The organism is Halioxenophilus sp. WMMB6 (assembly GCF_033283405.1).
Taxonomy (GTDB): domain Bacteria; phylum Pseudomonadota; class Gammaproteobacteria; order Pseudomonadales; family Cellvibrionaceae; genus Halioxenophilus.
The window spans coordinates 126,302-144,830 of sequence record NZ_JAWMQR010000006.1 but is presented as its reverse complement, the minus strand read 5'-3'; the positions used below and the strand labels follow the sequence as shown (position 1 = coordinate 144,830).

The window sequence follows — 18,529 nt, the reverse complement described above, 5'->3', positions numbered from 1 at the left end:
GACATTGCTAAGGTGACATCGTTGGATAGCCTATCCAACCAACCCAGGGGCGCAAGCCCCACCCTAGTGGATTTAGGCGGGCGTAATGCCCGCTTTTTTTATCGCCACGCTTCCCTGAATAACCGCCAGGCCACTCAACGGCTGAGCAGCCCGTTTAAAAACAGGTCTACAGAGAACTGAACCCTCGACTCTACCTCCGCCTCATCCATAGTGCCGCCCATCACAATCAACCGGGCCGGGCCACCCACCACCAAGCTTAAGAATGCCGTGGCGGCTTTGTCTGGGTCCAGAGTGCGAATGCGCTTCTGTTCCGCCAGGCGCTTAAACAGGTCACACAGGAACGTCATGGTCGGCTCGGTGCTGGCCATGAAGGCCCCCTGTAAGAGCTCTGGGAACCGATGTGACTGCGCGCTTAAGATCCTCTGTAACTTGATACCCGTGGGCGTGGCCACATTAGCAATACGAATGCGGGCAACCGCACAAAGCGTTTCTTCTACATCATCGCTCTCCACCGCCTGTAACGCCTCCAGGGGTACCGTGTAGCGCTCGATCAAACGCTTCACTGCGGCGATAAAGAGCGCGTCTTTATCCTTGTAGTAGGCGTAGACAGTACGCTTGGACATACCCAGCGACGTCGCGATATCAATAACCCGAGTGTTCTCGAAACCCGCCTCCAGAAACGAGTCGATAGCCATCTCCAGCATCTGTTCGTGGCGCCGGGCAGCCTCCTCTTTGGTGGGTCGGCCAGACCCAGGACGGCGGGATGCCGATTGTTGATTAGCAGTAATAGCCTTGCACTCCTCTGCAACCAGAGCAATAATGAAACCCATAGGTATCATTAAATACCCCAAACCACCCGATTATTACACAAAGGGGAAATACCATGGGCAACATCGTCAACAGGCTGACGCAACTGGTAGATGAAGATTCTCGCTACGACATTCCTCACCACGAAGTTCAGTATGCGCAAATTGCCGCAATAAATGAGCGCTTCCAATCACGCAAAGACCAGATCAAATTACTAGGCCATCGCGCCGACCAGTCAGGCATTAAAGAGATCTCGCGCCTGGAGGATGTAGTGCCGCTGCTCTTCCCCCATACGGCTTACAAGAGCTACCCCGAGTCATTTCTGATAAACGAAAAGTGGGATCGCCTTGGTCGTTGGCTGGACACCGTGGCTACCTACCGAGTGCCCGCCATCAACGCCAGCACAGTTACCGACATCGATGACTGGGTGGCACAGTTGCAAGCAGGAGGCCATTTTGTCTCCTGCTCCAGCGGCACCACAGGCAAGAGCGCCATGCTGGTCGCCTCGGCCCAAGATATGGCCTGGTGCCGTAAAGAGGCGATCACCAGTTACAGCTGGGGCTCTGGTGTTAAACCCAATAGAGACCGCCGCATTATGGGCCTGGCACCGGTAGCCCAGGTGCCGCGCAATACCGCCACGGGCGACTCCTACCTGTCCGGTCTGCAGGACCCAAGCCTGGAACCCTTCGCCTACCCGGTGCCGCCGCTCACCGTGGGTGCCTTAACGCAGATGGTGGTACTGCGCAAAGCCATCGCCGATGGCACGGCCAAACCCGGTGACCTGGCCCGTTATGAGGCAACCTCTGCCGAACGCACACAGTCGATGGACGCCGCTGTGGGTATAGCCGCCCAGGCACTGGTGGCGTACCGGGATGACAAACTGCACATCAGCGGTCTTTGGGCCAACCTCTACGCCGTGGCGAAAGCGGTGCGCGAACTCGGCTACAGCGCCATAGACTTCCACCCGGAGAACTCCTTCTATGTGGGCGGCGGCCTGAAACGCGCACAACTGCCCGATGACTACCAGACGTTCGTCTACGAAACCTTCAACATTGCTCCAGAGCGCAACTACCAGAACTACAGTATGCAGGAGCTTCACTCCGGCATGCCCCGCTGCCAGGAGGGGGGCCGCTACCATCTGCCACCCTGGGTGGTGCCATTGATCCTCAACAAAACCGGCGACGAGCTATTGCCGATAACGGAGCAGGAGTACGAAGGGCGCGCCGCCTTTTTTGACCTCTCCATTGATGGCCGCTGGGGCGGGGTTATCTCCGGCGATAAGGTAAGCATCGATTTTCGCCCCTGCGCCTGCGGCGCGCGCAGCCCATCCATTCGCGACAACATCGTGCGCTACGCCGACCTGGAAGGTGATGACAAAATTGGCTGCGCCGGTACTGTCGATGCCTACGTGCGAGGTGAAGCATGAGCAATCAAACACTAGCCAACACCACCAACGAGGCGGTTGTCTCCGCCCCCAACTTTATTCGCGGCACGCTGGTAGAGGGCAACCATACCATTCAGTGCTCCCGGGACCTTGGCGTCAGTTTTGCCACACCCCACCTGGACCTGGATCAACTGGTGCACCCGCGCACGGAGGTGCCACCGCTGCTGAATGTCCCTCTGGCTGAGATCATCGACTTCCTGGTAGAGACTGGCGAGCGGCTGCGCTCGCCTGCCAACCCCTTTATGCAGGAGTGCTTTGATCGCATGACGGCAACCCACATTTTGCCGCGCAGTGTGGTAGAGGCTACCGCCCGCCACGCCACTGCCTACCTCGATAAACGCATATTAATGGCCGAAGTGGAGCAGAACTTTCCTAACCCCAAGGTGCTGGACGAGTGGGTGCCAAAGCAGGATTTCACCGGCCGCAAGAGTTTTGTGCGCGCCTTTGCTCCGCGCCTGATTCACGTACTGCCCGGCAACTCCCCCGGGGTTGCGGTCAAGTCCATCGCCCAGGGGGCCATGGTCAAGGCGATCAACCTCTTTAAGATGTCCTCGGCAGACCCGTTCACCATGGTCGCGATCCTGCGCACTATGGCTGCCATCGACGCCAATCACCCGATTGTGCAATCCATGTCGGCGGTCTACTGGCGCGGCGGTGATGAAGCGGTGGAGAGCAGCCTCTATCGGCCACAGTATTTCGACAAGATCGTAGCCTGGGGTGGCGGTGACGCCATTAACAATGTCGTGAAGCACCTCGGGCCCGGCTTTCAACTGATCTCTTTCGACCCGAAAACATCGATCTCCATGGTGGGCAGAGAGGCATTCGCCTGCGAAGAGAGTCTGGCCTTCGCGGCAGACCTCGCCTCGGCAGACGTGATGACGTTGAATCAAGAGGCCTGTGTCGCCAGCCGCTTTCAATTTGTGGAGGGCAGTGAGGCCGAGGTCGACCACTTCTGCGGGCTGCTGCATCAACGCATTGCCGAGCGGGCGGCAGTCTCTGGCGATATCCGCCCTTTGGAGATAGAGCTCGCCGAGCAGATTCAGATGATGATGCTGATGGATGACGACTACCGGGTGTTTGGCAAACCCGATGGCCGGGGTGTGGTAATTCGTTCCGACGAGCCGGTGGATTTTCACCCCATCAATAAAACCGCCAACGTGGTGCGAGTCGACTCCCTCGATGACGCAGTGAAGTACATTAACGTCGCCACCCAAACGGTGGGCTTCTACCCCTTTGAGCGCATGGCCAGCTACCGCGACCGACTGGCCAGCGGCGGCGCCCAGAGAATTGTCCATCTGGGCGAGGCCGGTCCAGCCACCATCGGCAACCCCCATGATGCCATGTACCCCATGCACCGCTTCGTGCATTGGATGGCCCACGAAGACGGCGTCCAGGGAGTAGAGCCATGAATGATCGCACCGCCGTCAACACTGGCGCCAGTTCAGGCATCGGCAAGGAGACGGCCCGGGCGCCTTTGGCGGTAGTAATCGCTCCAGGCGATTACTCGAACAGAGGCTCCTTCATCTCCCCGCCTCAGCGCCAAACAAAAAACCCGGCATAAAGCCGGGTTTGTTTGTATGGCGGAGAGAGAGGGATTTACTCGAGCCCATCCCTGGGCTCGACCCTGCGGGCGCCTGTGGCGGTAGTAATCGCTCCAGGCGATTACTCGAACAGATGCTTCTTCATCTCCCCGCCTCAGCGCCAAACAAAAAACCCGGCATAAAGCCGGGTTTGTTTGTATGGCGGAGAGAGAGGGATTCGAACCCTCGATACCGGGTTAGGGTATACTCCCTTAGCAGGGGAGCGCCTTCGGCCACTCGGCCATCTCTCCAAAAAGTGGGCGGCATAATACCACAAACGCCGCAAATTCAAAGACTTAGTTACTACTCTTTGATGATTGGGTAAACACTATTCTCGTCTACCCCTGCATATGGCCATAAGCCCGACCGTTTAAACTTCATAGACAGCTCCCAACAGACGTAGCTAGCAGGCTCGCAAACCTTAAGCAGTGGTTAACTACTTGGATTCCTGTTGCTCTTTCTCGCGCTGGATACGCTGATAGATCTCTTCCCGATGCACTGCAATCTCTTTCGGAGCATTAACCCCAATACGCACCTGGTTGCCCTTCACTCCCAATACAGTGACGGTAACATCGTCGCCAACCATCAGAGTTTCGCCAATCCGACGGGTTAATATCAACATAGGTTTTTCTCCTTTTCTTCCTGCTTTTTCAAAGGAAGCTCTAATTGGGATCACTGATAACGAGCCACCCTCGCTGTTGCTGATTCACCTTACTTGGCTTCCCGGCAGCAACATGAGTGATAAATTACTTAACCAGCTCTCTCTATGCTTTTGATTAGTAAGACTAAGCTCTTTTAAACACAAAATCCTCTAACGGGATTCCGTTTTTGGCTTTCTTACCTGTCAAAAGTCAGGCTAAAACTACCAATTCGTTATCAATACCACTGAATGGACATGAAAATCCACTCTTATTACCCCTAAAACCCGACATCGGACCATTTTCTAACGGCGGCATAGTCCTTTTTTGTTTTTGGCTATTCCTTAACTGGCTCGGCGTCTAAATCGAAGGCTGAATGCAATGCTCGAACCGCCAGTTCCAGGTAGCGCTCTTCTATAATAACGGCAATCTTTATTTCAGATGTGGTGATCATCTGAATGTTGATGTTCTCTTTTGCCAAGGCGGAGAACATAGTCGAGGCGACTCCAGCGTGGGAACGCATACCCACCCCAACAATGGAGACCTTGGCAATTTTGGCGTCGGTTTTGATTTCCCGTGCGCCTAAATCTGTGGCAACAGAGTTGAGAATGGCTTTGGCCTTCTCCACATCGTTACGATTGACCGTAAAGGTGAGGTCTGTGGTGTTATCGGCAGAAATGTTCTGCACAATCACGTCGACCTCGATATTGGCTTCGCCAATCGGTGCCAGTATACGAGCGGCCGCTCCCGGTGTATCGGGCACACCGACGATAGTGACCTTGGCCTCATCGCGGTTGAAGGCGATACCGGAAACAACAACTTGTTCCATGGTGGAGTTATCCTCTTCTAAACTGATTAGCGTGCCTGGGCCATCAATAAAACTGGAGAGCACTCGCAGGGGCACGTTGTACTTACCGGCAAATTCCACGGAGCGAATCTGCAACACTTTTGAGCCCTGGCTGGCCATCTCCAGCATCTCTTCAAAAGTGATCTTCTCCAGGCGACGGGCACCGGCGACAACACGCGGGTCAGTGGTATAAACGCCGTCAACGTCGGTGTAAATCTGGCACTCGTCAGCTTTCAGCGCGGCCGCCAGAGCAACACCGGTGGTGTCCGAACCACCGCGGCCGAGGGTTGTGATATTGCCATTCTCGTCCACCCCTTGGAATCCGGCGACAACAACAACCCGGCCTGCGGCAAGATCACCGCGAATATTGGTATCGTCGATCTCTTGAATACGGGCCTTGGTGTGGGCGTTATCGGTCAGGATACGAACCTGCTGGCCGGTGTAAGAGCGAGCGCCAATGCCACGCTTGTGCAACGCCATACACAACAGTGCAATAGTGACCTGCTCACCTGTGGAAACCAGCACATCCAACTCACGGGGTTCGGCTTCAGACGTAATAGCCTTAGCCAACTCAATGAGGCGGTTGGTTTCACCACTCATGGCGGAGACCACAATCACCAGATCGTGTCCTTCGGCTTTGAATTTGGCGATTTTATCAGCGACGGCTTCGATGCGCTCGGGAGAGCCCACAGAGGTTCCGCCATATTTTTGCACGAATAAACTCATTGAGAATTCTCAGCTTGCCCGGGCTACGGGCCCACTACCGGTATTTACCGAAACATAACGAGGCGCGCATTAAACACTAAAGCAAAGCAAAAGTTAAGGTGTATCACGACGAAAGTCGTGGCCCGGTCAGCACCGTTACAGCTGGCTGGCAACCCAGTCGTTTACCTGCGCCAATGCCCCTGGAAGAGCGGCGACATTGGTGCCACCACCGCGGGCCATATCCGGCCGGCCGCCACCCTTGCCATCGACCAGCGGGGCGAAGAATTTGATCAGATCACCCGCTTTTACCCGACCAGAGAGGGATTTGGTTACGCCGGCAATCAAGGTGATCTTGTCGCCCTCCACCGAGGCCAGCAGCACCACCGCCTGGCCCAGCTTATCTTTCAGTTTGTCGACCATCTCTCCCAGGGATTTGTCATCGACCCCATTCAGGCTGGCGGCCAACACCTGCACGCCAGCAACGTCCTGGGCCTGGTTGATCAGGTCATCACTGCCGGCGGCAGCCAGCTTGGCTTTAGCCTCCTGCAGCTGCTTCTCCAGGTCGCGCAACTCCTGGCGCAGGCCAGAGACACGATCGACCACCTTATCGGCACCGGTTTTCAGCAGCTCGCACACACTCTGCAGGCGCGTTTCCTGTTCATCGATAAAGGCCAGGGCATTGGCTCCGGTCACCGCTTCGATTCGGCGCACACCAGCGGCTACACCGGCTTCACTGGTGATGCGCAACAGACCTATATCACCGGTGTGACGCACATGAGTGCCACCACACAGCTCCACCGAGAAGTTATCCCGCCCCATGGAGAGCACGCGCACCTGGTCACCATACTTTTCGCCAAACAGGGCCATAGCGCCCATCTCCACCGCGCTGTCCATATCGGTCACCGCGGTATTCACTGGCGTATTGGCTCGAACCTGCTCGTTGACCATCGCCTCAATGGTTTTCAGCTGCTCTTTGGTTACCGGCTCGAAGTGGGAGAAGTCGAAGCGCAGCTTCAGGGAATCGTTCAAAGAGCCCTTCTGGCTGACATGATCACCCAGAACGGTGCGCAGCGCGGCGTGCAACAGGTGGGTGGCCGAGTGGTTAGCGGCGGTCTGGCCACGGACATTGCCGTTGACCTCGGCCATCAGTTTGTCGCCCACCGAAAGAGAACCCTCCACCAGACGGCCATGGTGCAGATGATGACTGCCCTGCTTGGTACAGTCAGTCACCTCAAATAGCACCCCCTCTGCGCGCAGGTAGCCGGTGTCACCCACTTGGCCGCCCGACTCGGCATAGAAGGGGGTATGGTTGAGAACGATAAGGGCACTATCGCCTTCGGCGAGGCTCTCGACCTGTTCACCCTCTTTTATAAGGGCGGTCACCACACCGGCATCGGTGAGGCGGTCGTAACCGAGAAAACCGGTGGCCCCCTCGAGTTTAATAACGCCGGAGTAATCCACCTTAAAATGGCCGGCGGCGCGGGATTGCTGGCGCTGCTGCTCCATTAATGCATCGTAGCCGGCTTCGTCGATGGTCAGACCGCGCTCACGGGCGATGTCGGCGGTCAGGTCGAGGGGGAAGCCGTAGGTATCGTAGAGGGTGAAAACCACCGCACCACTCAGCTGTTGTTCCTGCACCTCGGCCAGGGCTGTCTCGAGCACCGCCATCCCCTTCTCCAGGGTTTTGGCAAACTGCTCCTCTTCCAGGGCAAACACTTTTGCCACCTGCTCTTCGGCTTTCACGAGCTCGGGGTAGGCATCCCCCATCTCCGCCACCAGTGCGGGGACCAGCTTGTGGAAGAAGGCCTGGGGTTGGCCCAGTTTGTGGCCGTGGCGAATGGCACGACGCATAATCCGGCGCAGCACATAGCCGCGGCCCTCGTTCGACGGCAACACGCCATCAACCACCAAAAAGGCGCAGGAGCGCAGGTGGTCGGCAATCACGCGCAGGGATTTGTCTTCCATATCGGTGGCGCCGGTCTCCCGGGCCACAGCCTTTAATAAATTTTGGAAAAGATCGATCTCATAGTTGGAGTGCACCCCCTGCATCACCGCCGAGACGCGCTCCAGGCCCATACCGGTATCAACACTCGGCGCAGGCAGCGGCGCCATCTCGCCACTGGCGGAGCGGTTGAACTGCATGAAGACGATGTTCCAGATCTCGATAAAGCGATCGCCATCTTCCTCTGGGCTACCCGGAGGGCCACCCCAGATCTCAGCACCGTGGTCGTAGAAGATCTCCGTGCAAGGGCCGCAGGGGCCGGTGTCGCCCATGGCCCAGAAGTTATCGGAGTTGTAGCGCCCGCCTTTGTTGTCGCCGATGCGGATAATGCGCTCAACCGGTACACCAATCTGATCACGCCAGATTTCGTAGGCCTCGTTATCCTCTTCGTATACGGTGACCGAGAGCTTCTCAGTGGGGATACCCATCCACTCGGCACTGGTCAAAAACTCCCAGGCAAAATGGATAGCGTCCTTTTTAAAGTAATCCCCAAAACTGAAGTTGCCGAGCATCTCAAAGAAGGTGTGGTGACGGGCGGTGTAACCGACGTTTTCCAGGTCGTTGTGTTTACCCCCGGCACGCACACAGCGCTGGGAGCTGGTGGCGCGGTTATAGGGGCGCTGATCTTCCCCCAGGAATACGTCCTTAAACTGCACCATGCCAGCGTTGGTAAACAGCAAAGTGGGGTCATTGCCCGGCACCAGGCTTGAGGAGGGCACAATCTCGTGCTGCTTGGACTTAAAAAACTGCAAAAAAGCTTGGCGAATATCAGCGCTTTTCATAAACCGATTCTTAAACAGTGGGAAGTTTGCCGGGTTTTAGGAGCGATTCACCGCCACCCGGTCTGACGAAGCCGCACAGTATAGCGACTCCCGCCCCGAGAGGTAAATTTTACCCGTTGAATAGTAAAGGATTGAGGCGACAAGCCGGCTTTACAAGCCCAGGCCATCGCCCTCTTCAAAGCGTTTGTTGGCCAGAATGTGCAGATGCAGGTGAAATACCGTCTGGCCGGCACCGGCGCCGTTGTTGACCACCAAGCGGAAGGCTTCATCCACCCCCAGCATGCGGGCGATGTCGCCGGCTTTGAGCATCAGGCGGCCGAGCATGGCCTGGTCTTCCGCGGTGGCATCCACCAGCCGGGGAATAGCCTTTTTGGGAATCAGCAGGACATGGGTAGGCGCTTGCGGCGAGATGTCTTTAATGCAGATGCAGTCGTCATCCTCATAGAGTTTATCGGTGGGGATTTCGCCGGCGATAATTTTGCCAAAGACTGTCTCACTCATGCTTTCCAAATCCTCTGTTTGCGATGGGGCGTTATGCGCCGCCCTGTTGTTTTAATTTCGCCCGATGGGACTCCTGCTCCTCTTCGCTGAGGGTACGTGCCTGACCTTCCAGCATCACCGGAATATCATCACGAATGGGGTAGGCCAAGCCGCTCTGCCAGCAGACCAGCTCCTGTGCCTCGGCGTTGTACTCCAAGGGCCCTTTGCTGACAGGGCAGACCAGTATACTCAGCAATTTCTTGTCGATCATCGTCGGCTTCACTCTTCTAGTGCAGGCATGGGGCCGACCAACAGCGCCGGATCCACCCGATTGTTAAACCAATTCATACGCCAGTCCAGGTGCGGGCCGGTAGCGCGACCGGTGGACCCAACCTCAGCAATCTCATCACCCACAGCCACCATCTGCCCCTCTTCCACCAGAATTTTGCTGAGGTGGATAAAGGAGGAGGTGAGCCCCTGGCCGTGGTCGATAATCAGGGTGCCACCGGAGTAGAACATATCCGGGTAGGCCAGGCGAACCCTGCCACCCGCGGGAGCGTGCACCCGGGTACCGGTCGGCCGGGCGATATCGACACCGTAATGGGGGCGCTTGGGAACACCATTGTAGATACGCTGACTACCGTAGACACCGGTAATAGGGCCGACGAGGGGCCATTGAAACTGGGCGCGGTAGAACTGCAGGTCGGAATTGATAGCACGGGCAGACCAGGCGAGCTGCCCCTCTTTCTTGGCCCGCGCCACCTGTTCTGGATCCGGAGTGACCGTCTGCTGGGGTACACCATTCACCTCTTGCAGACGGTACTCCCGCTGTTGCACCGGGAAGCTGTACTCCTGCATGGTTCGCTCGCCATCAGCATTGGGCTTGCTCACCAACAGGGTGATGGAGTCACCCTCATCCCGATCGAGGCCGATCACAAAATAGCCCTCGGCCGAGACGGTGAGATTGCGCTCACCAAAGCGTACCTGGCTGCCCGGCTCAACCTGGCCAACCAGTACCGCCCCCTGCTGCACCGGCTGGTTAAACTCCAGCGCCAGTGCTGGCAGAGCACTGGCCGCAGCCAACAGCCCACCGAACAGTGCTCGCCCAAGGCGGGCAAGCCGCCGGAACTGCAAGTTACATGTTGGGATAATTTGGACCACCCGCCCCTTCCGGAGCCACCCAGACAATATTTTGCGTTGGGTCTTTAATATCACAGGTTTTACAGTGCACACAGTTCTGCGAGTTGATCTGCAGACGCGGCTCCTCTTCCCCTTCGGCAACAATCTCATAAACCCCCGCCGGGCAGTAACGCTGTTCCGGGGCATCGTACTTAGCCAGGTTGATGGCGATGGGTACGGAGGCGTCCTTCAAGGTCAGATGGCAGGGCTGATCCTCTTCGTGGTTGGTATTCGAGAGGAACACCGAAGAGAGCTTATCGAAGCTCAGCTTGCCGTCGGGTTTGGGATAGTCGATTTTCGGGCACTCAGAGGCGAGCTTCAGCATCTCGTTATCTTTGTGCTCGTCCTTCAAGGTGAAGGGCAGCTTACCGCCAAAGATGTTCTGGTCGATAAAGTTGAAGGCGCCACCAAGCCATGGACCCCACTTGTGTACCGCTGGGCCGAAGTTGCGATCTTTGTAGAGATCTTCATAGACCCAGGAGGCTTTGAACTTGGTGTCGTATTGGGTTAGATCCTGGCCACCAGTATCACCGCCAGAGAGGGCTTCAAAGATGGTCTCAGCGGCCAACATGCCGGATTTCATCGCGGTGTGAGTACCTTTAATTTTGGAGAAGACCAGGGTACCGGCATCACAACCCACCAGCAAAGCACCCGGCACAGTCATTTTCGGCAGGGCATTTAAGCCACCTTTCACCACCGCGCGGGCGCCATAGGAGACGCGCTTGCCGCCTTCCAGATATTTAGCCAGCTCCGGGTGGTGTTTCATGCGTTGGAATTCATCAAACGGACTAACGTGCGGGTTGCTGTAGTTGAGGTCGGTAATCAAACCCACCGTCACCTGATTGTTATCGGTGTGGTAAAGGAAGAAACCACCGGTGGTACCGGAATCGCTCAACGGCCACCCCAGGCCATGGACCACCAGGCCAGGCTTGTGCTTGGCCGGGTCGATATCCCACAGCTCTTTGATACCAATACCGTAGTGTTGCGGCGTTTTACCTTCATCGAGGTTGAATTTGGCAATCAGCTGTTTGCCCAGGTGGCCTCGACAGCCTTCGCTGAATACGGTGTACTTGGCGTGCAGCTCCATACCCGGCATGTAGGTGTCTTTCTCGCTGCCATCGGCCGCTACACCCATATCACCCGTGGCGACACCTTTAACGCTGCCATCCTCGTTGAACAGCACTTCAGTGGCGGCAAAGCCTGGGAAAATTTCGATCTCCATGGCTTCGGCCTGTTCGGCCAACCAGCGGCAGACATTGCCCAGACTAACGATGTAGTTACCATCGTTGTGCAGCGGTTTGGGCACAAACAGATTGGGCATCTTCAGGGATTTTTGATCCGAGGTGAGGAACAGCACGTCGTCGTGGGTCACCTCGTTATTCAGCGGTGCGCCCTTCTCTTTCCAATCGGGGAAGAGTTCATTCAAGGCACGGGGCTCAATGACGGCACCGGACAGAATATGTGCGCCGACTTCAGACCCCTTTTCCAACACCACAATGGAGATCTCCTGGCCTGCTTCCTGGGCCAATTGACGCAGTTTAATTGCCGTGGCAAGACCAGACGGGCCTGCGCCCACCACCACAACATCATATTCCATGGCTTCACGTGTCATAGTTCCAACCCAATTGTTCTAAAAATTAATATTCGATACGAGCACAGCTCGACAGGTTTAAGGTTGTTCACCCGGTTCCTCAAAACCAGGGATAGCCTGGGCGCGAACCGCGGCATAGTTTAATGGCTAAGTCGCCTAGGTCAATGGCAGTAGAGCCCAAACAGATAGTGCTAATCGACCATCCAGCCGTCTGTTTCGCCCATCTGTGCAGCCCAGGACAACGCCTTCCAGGGCCTACCCAAAACAGCAGGTTATTGGCTAACCTCACCCCGATTGCGGCGAAACTCCATCGGCGTAACACCCACCCTGCTGCCAAACGCCCGATAGAAATTATTGGATTGGGCATAGCCCAGTTGATAGGCGATCTCCTGAATGGAGAGGTCGGTATTGCACAGATAATCCTTGGCCAAGGTGATGCGCACCTCCTGGCAGAGGGCCCGAAAACTGCTCCCCGCCTGCGCCAGGTAGCGCCGCAGACTGCGCTCGGAAACCGCCATGTAGCGTGCGGTTTTCACCATATCGAAAGCACACTCGCTGGGGTGCTCCAGCAACAGGGTTTTTACCTGTGAAACAAAATCCTGGCGCTGGTGGGGCAGCAGGCGCTGCACCTGGGTCTGGGTGACCGCCGCACGATTACCTGGCGCCACCGCCACACTCAGCCACTGGGTGGGAAACGCCAGCACCGCGCGCAACTGCTGGAAGCTCACACGGCACCGGAAAGCCTGCTGATAACGCCAATGGTAGGGGGGCGCAGTGAAAGTGAGATGCACGTAACTAGCACACGCGGCCAGCCCTTCGGGCAGCTGCGCCTGGATCAAAAACCAGAGCGACACCAAACTCTCTTCGATCAGCAGCCGATAGTAACCGGAGCCCGCTGGCCGCACCTGGCACTCCAACTGCGCCAGCCCCCCCTCAACCCGCAAGCGCAGGCGTACATAGGGGTGCTGGCGTTCAACCACGTGCATCAGCAGTTGCAGGCTCTGGCCGAGGCTCGCCGAAGACCAGATGGCATAGCCCAACACACCCAAGTCCTCCAGGCTGAGCAGGCGGGCCAGGCGCAGGGCGATATCCGGCACCTGCTCGTTCGACAACAACAGCACCAGGCGGTAGTAGTCGCGCATCTCCAGCTGCTCAGCCCGCAACCACCAGTCACCACCAACCCCGGCATCCACCCCCAACTGAGCCAGGTCAACACCTTCACATTCACTGGTCAACAGACGATAGAGGCGCTCGATACGTGCCGACAGGAAGGGGATCTCTTGAGATACAGAGTTAGTCATGGCCGAAAATGATACCCATTAATGGCCTTAAATACTAATTATTTGACCGAAAATGATACCAAATGAGAACCTAAATCATTGTACTCTTTCGACCAAAATCAAATCGCACCCAGCCTAAACCACTAGAGTGGTGCACCAAATAACAAAAGAGAGACAACAGGGTTACTGCTATGACGCAAACATGTATCGTAATCGGCGCCAGCCACGCGGCTGCGCAACTCACCGCCTCACTCCGTCAGGAGGGCTGGGAAGGCAAAATTATCGTTATCGGCGATGAGCAGCAGCTCCCCTACAACCACCCGCCACTCTCCAAGGCCTACCTCTCGGGCGATCAGTCCGCCGACGAACTATTAATTCGCAAGCCCAACTTTTACGAACAAAAAGAGATCGAGTTTCGTCTCGGCCTACGCGTTGAGAAGATCGACCGCGCCGCCAAAACCGTCGCCCTGAACAATGGCGAAACCCTGAGCTACGACAAGCTGGCGTTGTGTACCGGCTCCCGCGTGCGCACCGTCAGCCTGCCTGGCATTGAACTGGCCGGCATTCACTATCTGCGCGACCTGAAAGATGTCGATGGCATTCGCGGCGAAGTGGTCGCCGGCAAATCGGCGGTGATTGTGGGCGGTGGTTATATCGGCCTGGAAACCGCGGCGTCATTAAAGAAACTGGGTATGTCGGTTACCGTGCTGGAGATGGCCCCCCGGGTGCTGGCCCGTGTTACCGCACCGGAGCTGTCTGAGTTCTACACCCGCGTGCACACCGAAGAGGGGGTCGACATTAAAACCGGCGTGGCCGTTTCTGAGTTTATTGGCGGTGACCGTGTCGAGAAGGTTACCTGTGCCGATGGCAGTGAATACGCGGCCGACCTGGTGGTCATCGGCGTGGGCATTATCCCCAACGTCGAACTGGCGCAGGAGTGTGGCCTGGAGGTCGAAAACGGCGTGGTAGTGGACGAATTCGCCCGCACCAACGACCCGGATATCGTCGCCGCCGGTGATGTCACCAACCACTACAACGGCATCTACAAAATTCGCCTGCGCCTGGAGTCGGTGCCCAACGCCGCCGATCAGGCCAAATCCGCCGCTGCCAGTATCTGCGGTAAAGAGAAGCTCTACTGCACCTTGCCCTGGTTCTGGTCCGACCAGTACGACCTGAAGCTACAGATCGCCGGCCTCAGCCAGGGCTACGATCAGGTGGTGATTCGCGGCGATAAAGACAGCGGCCGCAGCTTCGCCGCCTTCTACCTGCGCGAAGGCAAACTGATTGCCGCCGACTGCGTTAACCGCCCACCTGAGTTTATGGTCGCCAAGAAGATTCTGAGCGAAGGCATTGAAGTGGATATCGCCAAACTGGCCGACGAGAGCATCGCCCCCAAAGCCTTCCTCGGCTAACCCCCCTCAATAGCCTCTCCTTACTAAAGGCAGTGGATCACGGGCAATCGATCAAGCGATACGGTTGCCCGGCTTCCATAATCACTCGATGCCGCCTCCCCGGCAGATCGAGTGAACCACTCTCATAACCACTATCATTGGGATAGAGCAGCACCAACTCCTCACCCCGTTTAATCCTCTTCGGCAGGCAAACCGGTGGCGGCCGCTGGCTGGTAAACTGCACCAGTTCAGCCAGCGTGGCAAAGCCCTCCAGTTCGCACAGAGTAATAAACGTGGGCGGGGTGAGCGGAAAGCGATGCTGCCGATACTCCGCCAACGCTTCCCGGGCGGTAAGCCAGCGATGGTCGACAATCTCAAAACCATCCACTTTCACCAATTGCCCGGCAGGCGCCTCGGCAATCAGGTACCAGGTAGCAAAGCGGATGGGGGCAAGCTCTGGCGTGGTCCAGTGGGCGAAATACGCCAGCGTCCGCTGGCGCACATCCAACCCGCACTCCTCCACCGTCTCCCGAATGGCCGCCGCTATCACCGCACTGTGCACTGGATTGTCGCAGGGGGAGAGTGGCTCCACAGCGCCGTCATAATCCTCGGGGTCGATCGCCCCGCCAGGGAACACCCAGGTCCCCGAGGCAAAACGCATATCAGTGGAACGCTGCAGCATCAGCAGTTGCAGCTCATCAGCTTGGCTTTCGGCCGACCGCACCAGTATCAGCGTGGCGGCTGGCCGCGCCGGGACTACCTCTGAGTCTCGAGTCATCTACGCACTTATCGGCTTCATTTATTAGAAGAAAACCGCCTGTTCACTTGCATGGGAGTGTCGGACATTCAACAACAAATCCGACAAAATTAGATTTAGATCAACTTACGACAATAATTTGATTTGGCTCAACCAATTGGCAGACTGACCAAAACGCTTGATTTACCTCAACTTTCTTATGGTTATGGTGATTGATTTTAAGCGCGGCATGGGTTTCGCACTATTAACAGTGACGGTAACAACCGTCGATTGCCACCCAATCAGTACCGTGCAGTTGAGTGGCAACAATTTCAATACCAAATTCGAAGATAGGGGAAGATCATGGCAGAGTTTTTTGTTGCTAAAGAACAAACTACTGAACAAGAAGGCCACTTGGTACATGACAAAGATTGTAGCCACATTGCTCCAGTAGAAGACTTCAAATACCTCGGCTCCTTTGCTACCAAAGAAGCGGCCTTCAAAAAAGCGGCCGGTTACTTCTACACCGTAAACTACTGCCCAAGCTGTCTGGCCACCGCAGCCAAAGAAGCAGAAGCTGCCGCTTAATCGGTCGTTTACGCCAACCGGCCACGGGCTGCTAGCCTCTGTTGCAGCCCTGGCCGGGTTAAGTTCATCTCGCAAGAGCGAACTTAACCCCGCGGTAGAATGACTACAGAAGAATGACTAGAGTCGAATATCCAAACCGGTGCTCGACCACTGCCTGCATTCACTCATTCAGCCCCACCTTGCTTACTCCCCAACAATTACCAGCCATAGCCAGCCCTTAAAAAAACCTTGCGATGCCTACGGTCACCACTCGCCGGTTAAGTTTCAACACCAGCACCAGGCGATAAACCACCCTCCATACCACCACCGTAATAAATCTGTCACCTGAGACTGATACATACCCTTCATTTATTATTTGCCATTCGACAGGGGAAGCATGTCCAGGGCCAGTATTAACAAGGTCGCCATCGCCTGCCTGCAGTCGCCCTGGCTCTATCACCTGACATTAACCCTACTGCTGATGGCGGCGGCCCTCAGCACCATTGCCATTAACCAGCCACAAATCTCCGCGACAGCGCTTGCCTCAATTCATGACTACCGCTCGGTCAGCTGCACACCGCCATCGGCGCAACCGAAACTCCCGCGCTTTCGCGTACTGACTGTCTCAAACCGGGGGGCCAAAGAACTCGCCAACCAGCTCTGCAACGCGCCGCCGATGGCCAACCGCTTTAGCCAGATTGAGGTTACCTGGCTGCACCGCGACCAGCTCTCTGCCCGCGATATTGTCGACGAAACCTACGATCTCTTCTGGAGCCGGGACCGCCGCGTCCAACACTTGGTACCCAACCTGGAGCAGTACTACCAACCCATCGTCAAACTGCCCAGCTACGAGGTCGCCTGGTTCAGTCTGAAGGGGCAACCGGAGTTAACCAAGGAGTACTTTTATCAGCACTCGATTGGCCTGTTGGAGGACCTGGAGAGCAACTCCCACTTTCTGCTGCCGTTAACCCAGATGAAATCTCTCGGCGTCGATCTCGGCCGGGCCAAAATCGTCTACTACTCCAGCTACTACGAGCTGCGCCAGGCATTTTGGAGCGGAGAGGTGGATCTGATCAGTGATGGCCTGTGGCTGGTAAAAGAGAGCCGGGATCGATCCCTCTACTGGGCCACCATCGACAACGGCTCGCCCATGGGCCACTGGTACGCCCGCCAGAACCGCGACAGAGCCCTCGACTGCACCCTGCTGACTGGGCTTACCCCATTAATCACCGCAATTGGCGCCGACCTGAAGAACTCTCAATTCGCCGTCGACGCCGACAACTGCCCATGATTCGATTGATTCAACCACTGCAAAAAGTGATCGGCACCTGGCTGGCCTGTTGTATCGGCCTGACTGCGGTCAGTGTTTTCGCCTATCAGCTATCGGTTCGTCACCAGGTGGCCGAGACCATCGCCGACTGGCTGCCCGGGCGTATCGCCGAGGCCAAGCTGGACTACTATGCGGGCGACAATCCCGAGGCACTGTTCATCCAGCGTACCAATCAGGATCTCTCCCAATACTTGAGCCGCCCCAACCTGCAGGTTTATCTGCTGGCTCTGTACGACACAGACAGCCGCCCCTGGTGGCCGCTTTCGGCGAAGCTCACGGTTACCTGGCAAAGCAGCGACAACCAATACCGATCACTGCTCGCCGTGCAGAGCCTTAGCCCCTGGCGGCGCATTGGCCTGCAGAGCGCGCTTTTGGCCCTGCCCCTGTCTCTGCTGTTGCTGATTGCTCCCCGGCCCATCAGCCGGCAGCGGGGCTACTGGTTAGAGCAACTCAGCCAAAACGCCACTGGCCTTTTTGCCGCACTCAAATTAACCCGCAATATTCGAGCTCTGCCGCCTGAGCAGGACGACTGCCTGCGGCGCCTGTGGCAGGCGCACGCTGTAACAATTGATAGGCTACAGCCACTGCTGCAGAGCCCGGTTTTCGGCCAGCTCAGCCCCGAACAGTTGGCCTGGTTTGAGCTGGCACTATCCGATAACCATGGCAATTTAGAGAGCGCCCTCGATGTAGCCCAATCTGAACCCGGCGTGCAACTGAAGCCGCAGGAAAACCAATTATGGATTCACGGCCTGCTTATCCCGCTCACCAAAACGCCCTACTGCTACTACCTCTGGTACGCCCAACGACGTCGGCTAAACCGGGACGGCGGCTGGGTGATGAATCCACCAGCCAACCGCCCCGACACGGAGCTCGGCGAGGAGTTGCAACAGTTGATGAGCCAGTATCAAGGCCACCGCAAAGCGCTCAACGAGTTGCAGCAACACGGCCTGCGGGCGAAAACGGTCGATCAGAACCGCAACAAAATCAAAGAGGAGATGGTGCAGCTGTTGGGTGAAAAGCTGGCGGCGGATTACCTGTTCGAGACCGAAAGGGATTTCAAAACCGGCCGTAGCCGCTATCGCCTGGCCCCTGGCGAGAGCCGAATCATTATTCACTGGCCACCGCCAGAAAAATAAAAAACTCAACATAATCAGCGAGTTATTTTTTAGA

16 protein-coding genes and 1 tRNA gene are annotated in these 18,529 nt (G+C 56.7%); 6 read left to right on the top strand and 11 right to left on the bottom strand.

Annotation, left to right across the window (positions count from 1 at the left end; all coding sequences use genetic code 11):
• Positions 1–134: 134 nt before the first annotated feature.
• A complete protein-coding gene (locus tag SBL51_RS15265; RefSeq protein ID WP_317931923.1) occupies positions 135–839 on the bottom strand; it encodes a TetR/AcrR family transcriptional regulator in 705 nt (234 codons plus the stop codon).
• Positions 840–883: 44 nt separating this feature from the next.
• On the opposite strand from SBL51_RS15265, the gene SBL51_RS15260 reads away from it, so the two are divergent.
• On the top strand, positions 884–2,233 hold the full coding sequence (locus SBL51_RS15260) for a hypothetical protein (RefSeq protein WP_317931922.1): 1,350 nt from the start codon (positions 884–886) through the stop codon (positions 2,231–2,233).
• Entirely contained in the window at positions 2,230–3,660 is a 1,431-nt protein-coding gene (locus SBL51_RS15255) for an acyl-CoA reductase (RefSeq protein ID WP_317931921.1), read from the top strand. The genes SBL51_RS15260 and SBL51_RS15255 overlap by 4 nt, the downstream gene beginning before the upstream one ends.
• A 331-nt stretch (positions 3,661–3,991) precedes the next feature.
• Here SBL51_RS15255 and SBL51_RS15250 read toward each other — a convergent pair.
• From SBL51_RS15250 to SBL51_RS15210, 9 genes are all read right to left on the bottom strand, one after another.
• A tRNA-Ser gene (locus SBL51_RS15250) sits at positions 3,992–4,082 on the bottom strand.
• A 185-nt stretch (positions 4,083–4,267) separates the two neighbouring features.
• Positions 4,268–4,453 (bottom strand): carbon storage regulator CsrA, encoded by a 186-nt coding sequence (gene csrA / locus SBL51_RS15245; protein ID WP_317931920.1) that lies wholly within the window; start codon positions 4,451–4,453, stop codon positions 4,268–4,270.
• Between the two features lie 353 nt (positions 4,454–4,806).
• On the bottom strand, positions 4,807–6,042 hold the full coding sequence (locus SBL51_RS15240) for an aspartate kinase (protein ID WP_317931919.1): 1,236 nt from the start codon (positions 6,040–6,042) through the stop codon (positions 4,807–4,809).
• A gap of 135 nt (positions 6,043–6,177) precedes the next feature.
• Positions 6,178–8,805 carry an alanine--tRNA ligase gene (alaS, locus tag SBL51_RS15235; RefSeq protein WP_317931917.1) on the bottom strand — a complete coding sequence of 876 codons (2,628 nt, stop codon included), beginning with the start codon at positions 8,803–8,805 and terminating at the stop codon, positions 6,178–6,180.
• Between the two features lie 150 nt (positions 8,806–8,955).
• Entirely contained in the window at positions 8,956–9,306 is a 351-nt protein-coding gene (locus tag SBL51_RS15230; RefSeq protein WP_317931916.1) for a histidine triad nucleotide-binding protein, read from the bottom strand.
• Positions 9,307–9,337: 31 nt separating this feature from the next.
• Entirely contained in the window at positions 9,338–9,553 is a 216-nt protein-coding gene (locus SBL51_RS15225) for a Trm112 family protein (protein WP_317932076.1), read from the bottom strand.
• An 11-nt stretch (positions 9,554–9,564) separates the two neighbouring features.
• The gene (locus SBL51_RS15220) at positions 9,565–10,368 is read right to left on the bottom strand and encodes a M23 family metallopeptidase (RefSeq protein ID WP_317931915.1); all 804 of its coding nucleotides are present in this window, start codon (positions 10,366–10,368) and stop codon (positions 9,565–9,567) included.
• A gap of 52 nt (positions 10,369–10,420) precedes the next feature.
• The gene (locus SBL51_RS15215; RefSeq protein WP_317931914.1) at positions 10,421–12,076 is read right to left on the bottom strand and encodes an electron transfer flavoprotein-ubiquinone oxidoreductase; all 1,656 of its coding nucleotides are present in this window, start codon (positions 12,074–12,076) and stop codon (positions 10,421–10,423) included.
• Between the two features lie 251 nt (positions 12,077–12,327).
• Positions 12,328–13,356: a helix-turn-helix domain-containing protein gene (locus SBL51_RS15210; protein WP_317931913.1), complete on the bottom strand. Its 1,029-nt coding sequence runs from the start codon at positions 13,354–13,356 to the stop codon at positions 12,328–12,330.
• Between the two features lie 170 nt (positions 13,357–13,526).
• Between SBL51_RS15210 and SBL51_RS15205 the strand changes: the two genes are divergently transcribed.
• Positions 13,527–14,747, top strand: coding sequence for an NAD(P)/FAD-dependent oxidoreductase (locus SBL51_RS15205; RefSeq protein ID WP_317931912.1), 1,221 nt, complete (start codon positions 13,527–13,529; stop codon positions 14,745–14,747).
• Positions 14,748–14,784: 37 nt separating this feature from the next.
• Here SBL51_RS15205 and SBL51_RS15200 read toward each other — a convergent pair whose 3' ends face one another.
• Positions 14,785–15,504 (bottom strand): NUDIX hydrolase, encoded by a 720-nt coding sequence (locus SBL51_RS15200; RefSeq protein WP_317931911.1) that lies wholly within the window; start codon positions 15,502–15,504, stop codon positions 14,785–14,787.
• 321 nt (positions 15,505–15,825) lie between these two features.
• Here SBL51_RS15200 and SBL51_RS15195 point away from each other — a divergent pair, with 321 nt between their 5' ends.
• From SBL51_RS15195 to SBL51_RS15185, 3 genes are all read left to right on the top strand, one after another.
• A complete protein-coding gene (locus SBL51_RS15195) occupies positions 15,826–16,050 on the top strand; it encodes a hypothetical protein (protein WP_317931910.1) in 225 nt (74 codons plus the stop codon).
• A gap of 376 nt (positions 16,051–16,426) precedes the next feature.
• Positions 16,427–17,320 (top strand): hypothetical protein, encoded by an 894-nt coding sequence (locus tag SBL51_RS15190; RefSeq protein WP_317931908.1) that lies wholly within the window; start codon positions 16,427–16,429, stop codon positions 17,318–17,320.
• On the top strand, positions 17,317–18,495 hold the full coding sequence (locus tag SBL51_RS15185) for a hypothetical protein (protein ID WP_317931907.1): 1,179 nt from the start codon (positions 17,317–17,319) through the stop codon (positions 18,493–18,495). The genes SBL51_RS15190 and SBL51_RS15185 overlap by 4 nt, the downstream gene beginning before the upstream one ends.
• Positions 18,496–18,529: the final 34 nt, after the last annotated feature.

Excerpts from the sequence above, each read along its gene's own strand:
- SBL51_RS15265 (WP_317931923.1), bottom strand. The coding sequence starts at position 839 with ATGATACCTATGGGTTTCATTATTGCTCTGGTTGCAGAGGAGTGCAAG.
- SBL51_RS15260 (WP_317931922.1), top strand. The coding sequence starts at position 884 with ATGGGCAACATCGTCAACAGGCTGACGCAACTGGTAGATGAAGATTCT.
- SBL51_RS15255 (WP_317931921.1), top strand. The coding sequence starts at position 2,230 with ATGAGCAATCAAACACTAGCCAACACCACCAACGAGGCGGTTGTCTCC.
- csrA (WP_317931920.1), bottom strand. The coding sequence starts at position 4,453 with ATGTTGATATTAACCCGTCGGATTGGCGAAACTCTGATGGTTGGCGAC.
- SBL51_RS15240 (WP_317931919.1), bottom strand. The coding sequence starts at position 6,042 with ATGAGTTTATTCGTGCAAAAATATGGCGGAACCTCTGTGGGCTCTCCC.
- alaS (WP_317931917.1), bottom strand. The coding sequence starts at position 8,805 with ATGAAAAGCGCTGATATTCGCCAAGCTTTTTTGCAGTTTTTTAAGTCC.
- SBL51_RS15230 (WP_317931916.1), bottom strand. The coding sequence starts at position 9,306 with ATGAGTGAGACAGTCTTTGGCAAAATTATCGCCGGCGAAATCCCCACC.
- SBL51_RS15215 (WP_317931914.1), bottom strand. The coding sequence starts at position 12,076 with ATGACACGTGAAGCCATGGAATATGATGTTGTGGTGGTGGGCGCAGGC.
- SBL51_RS15210 (WP_317931913.1), bottom strand. The coding sequence starts at position 13,356 with ATGACTAACTCTGTATCTCAAGAGATCCCCTTCCTGTCGGCACGTATC.
- SBL51_RS15205 (WP_317931912.1), top strand. The coding sequence starts at position 13,527 with ATGACGCAAACATGTATCGTAATCGGCGCCAGCCACGCGGCTGCGCAA.
- SBL51_RS15200 (WP_317931911.1), bottom strand. The coding sequence starts at position 15,504 with ATGACTCGAGACTCAGAGGTAGTCCCGGCGCGGCCAGCCGCCACGCTG.
- SBL51_RS15195 (WP_317931910.1), top strand. The coding sequence starts at position 15,826 with ATGGCAGAGTTTTTTGTTGCTAAAGAACAAACTACTGAACAAGAAGGC.
- SBL51_RS15190 (WP_317931908.1), top strand. The coding sequence starts at position 16,427 with ATGTCCAGGGCCAGTATTAACAAGGTCGCCATCGCCTGCCTGCAGTCG.
- SBL51_RS15185 (WP_317931907.1), top strand. The coding sequence starts at position 17,317 with ATGATTCGATTGATTCAACCACTGCAAAAAGTGATCGGCACCTGGCTG.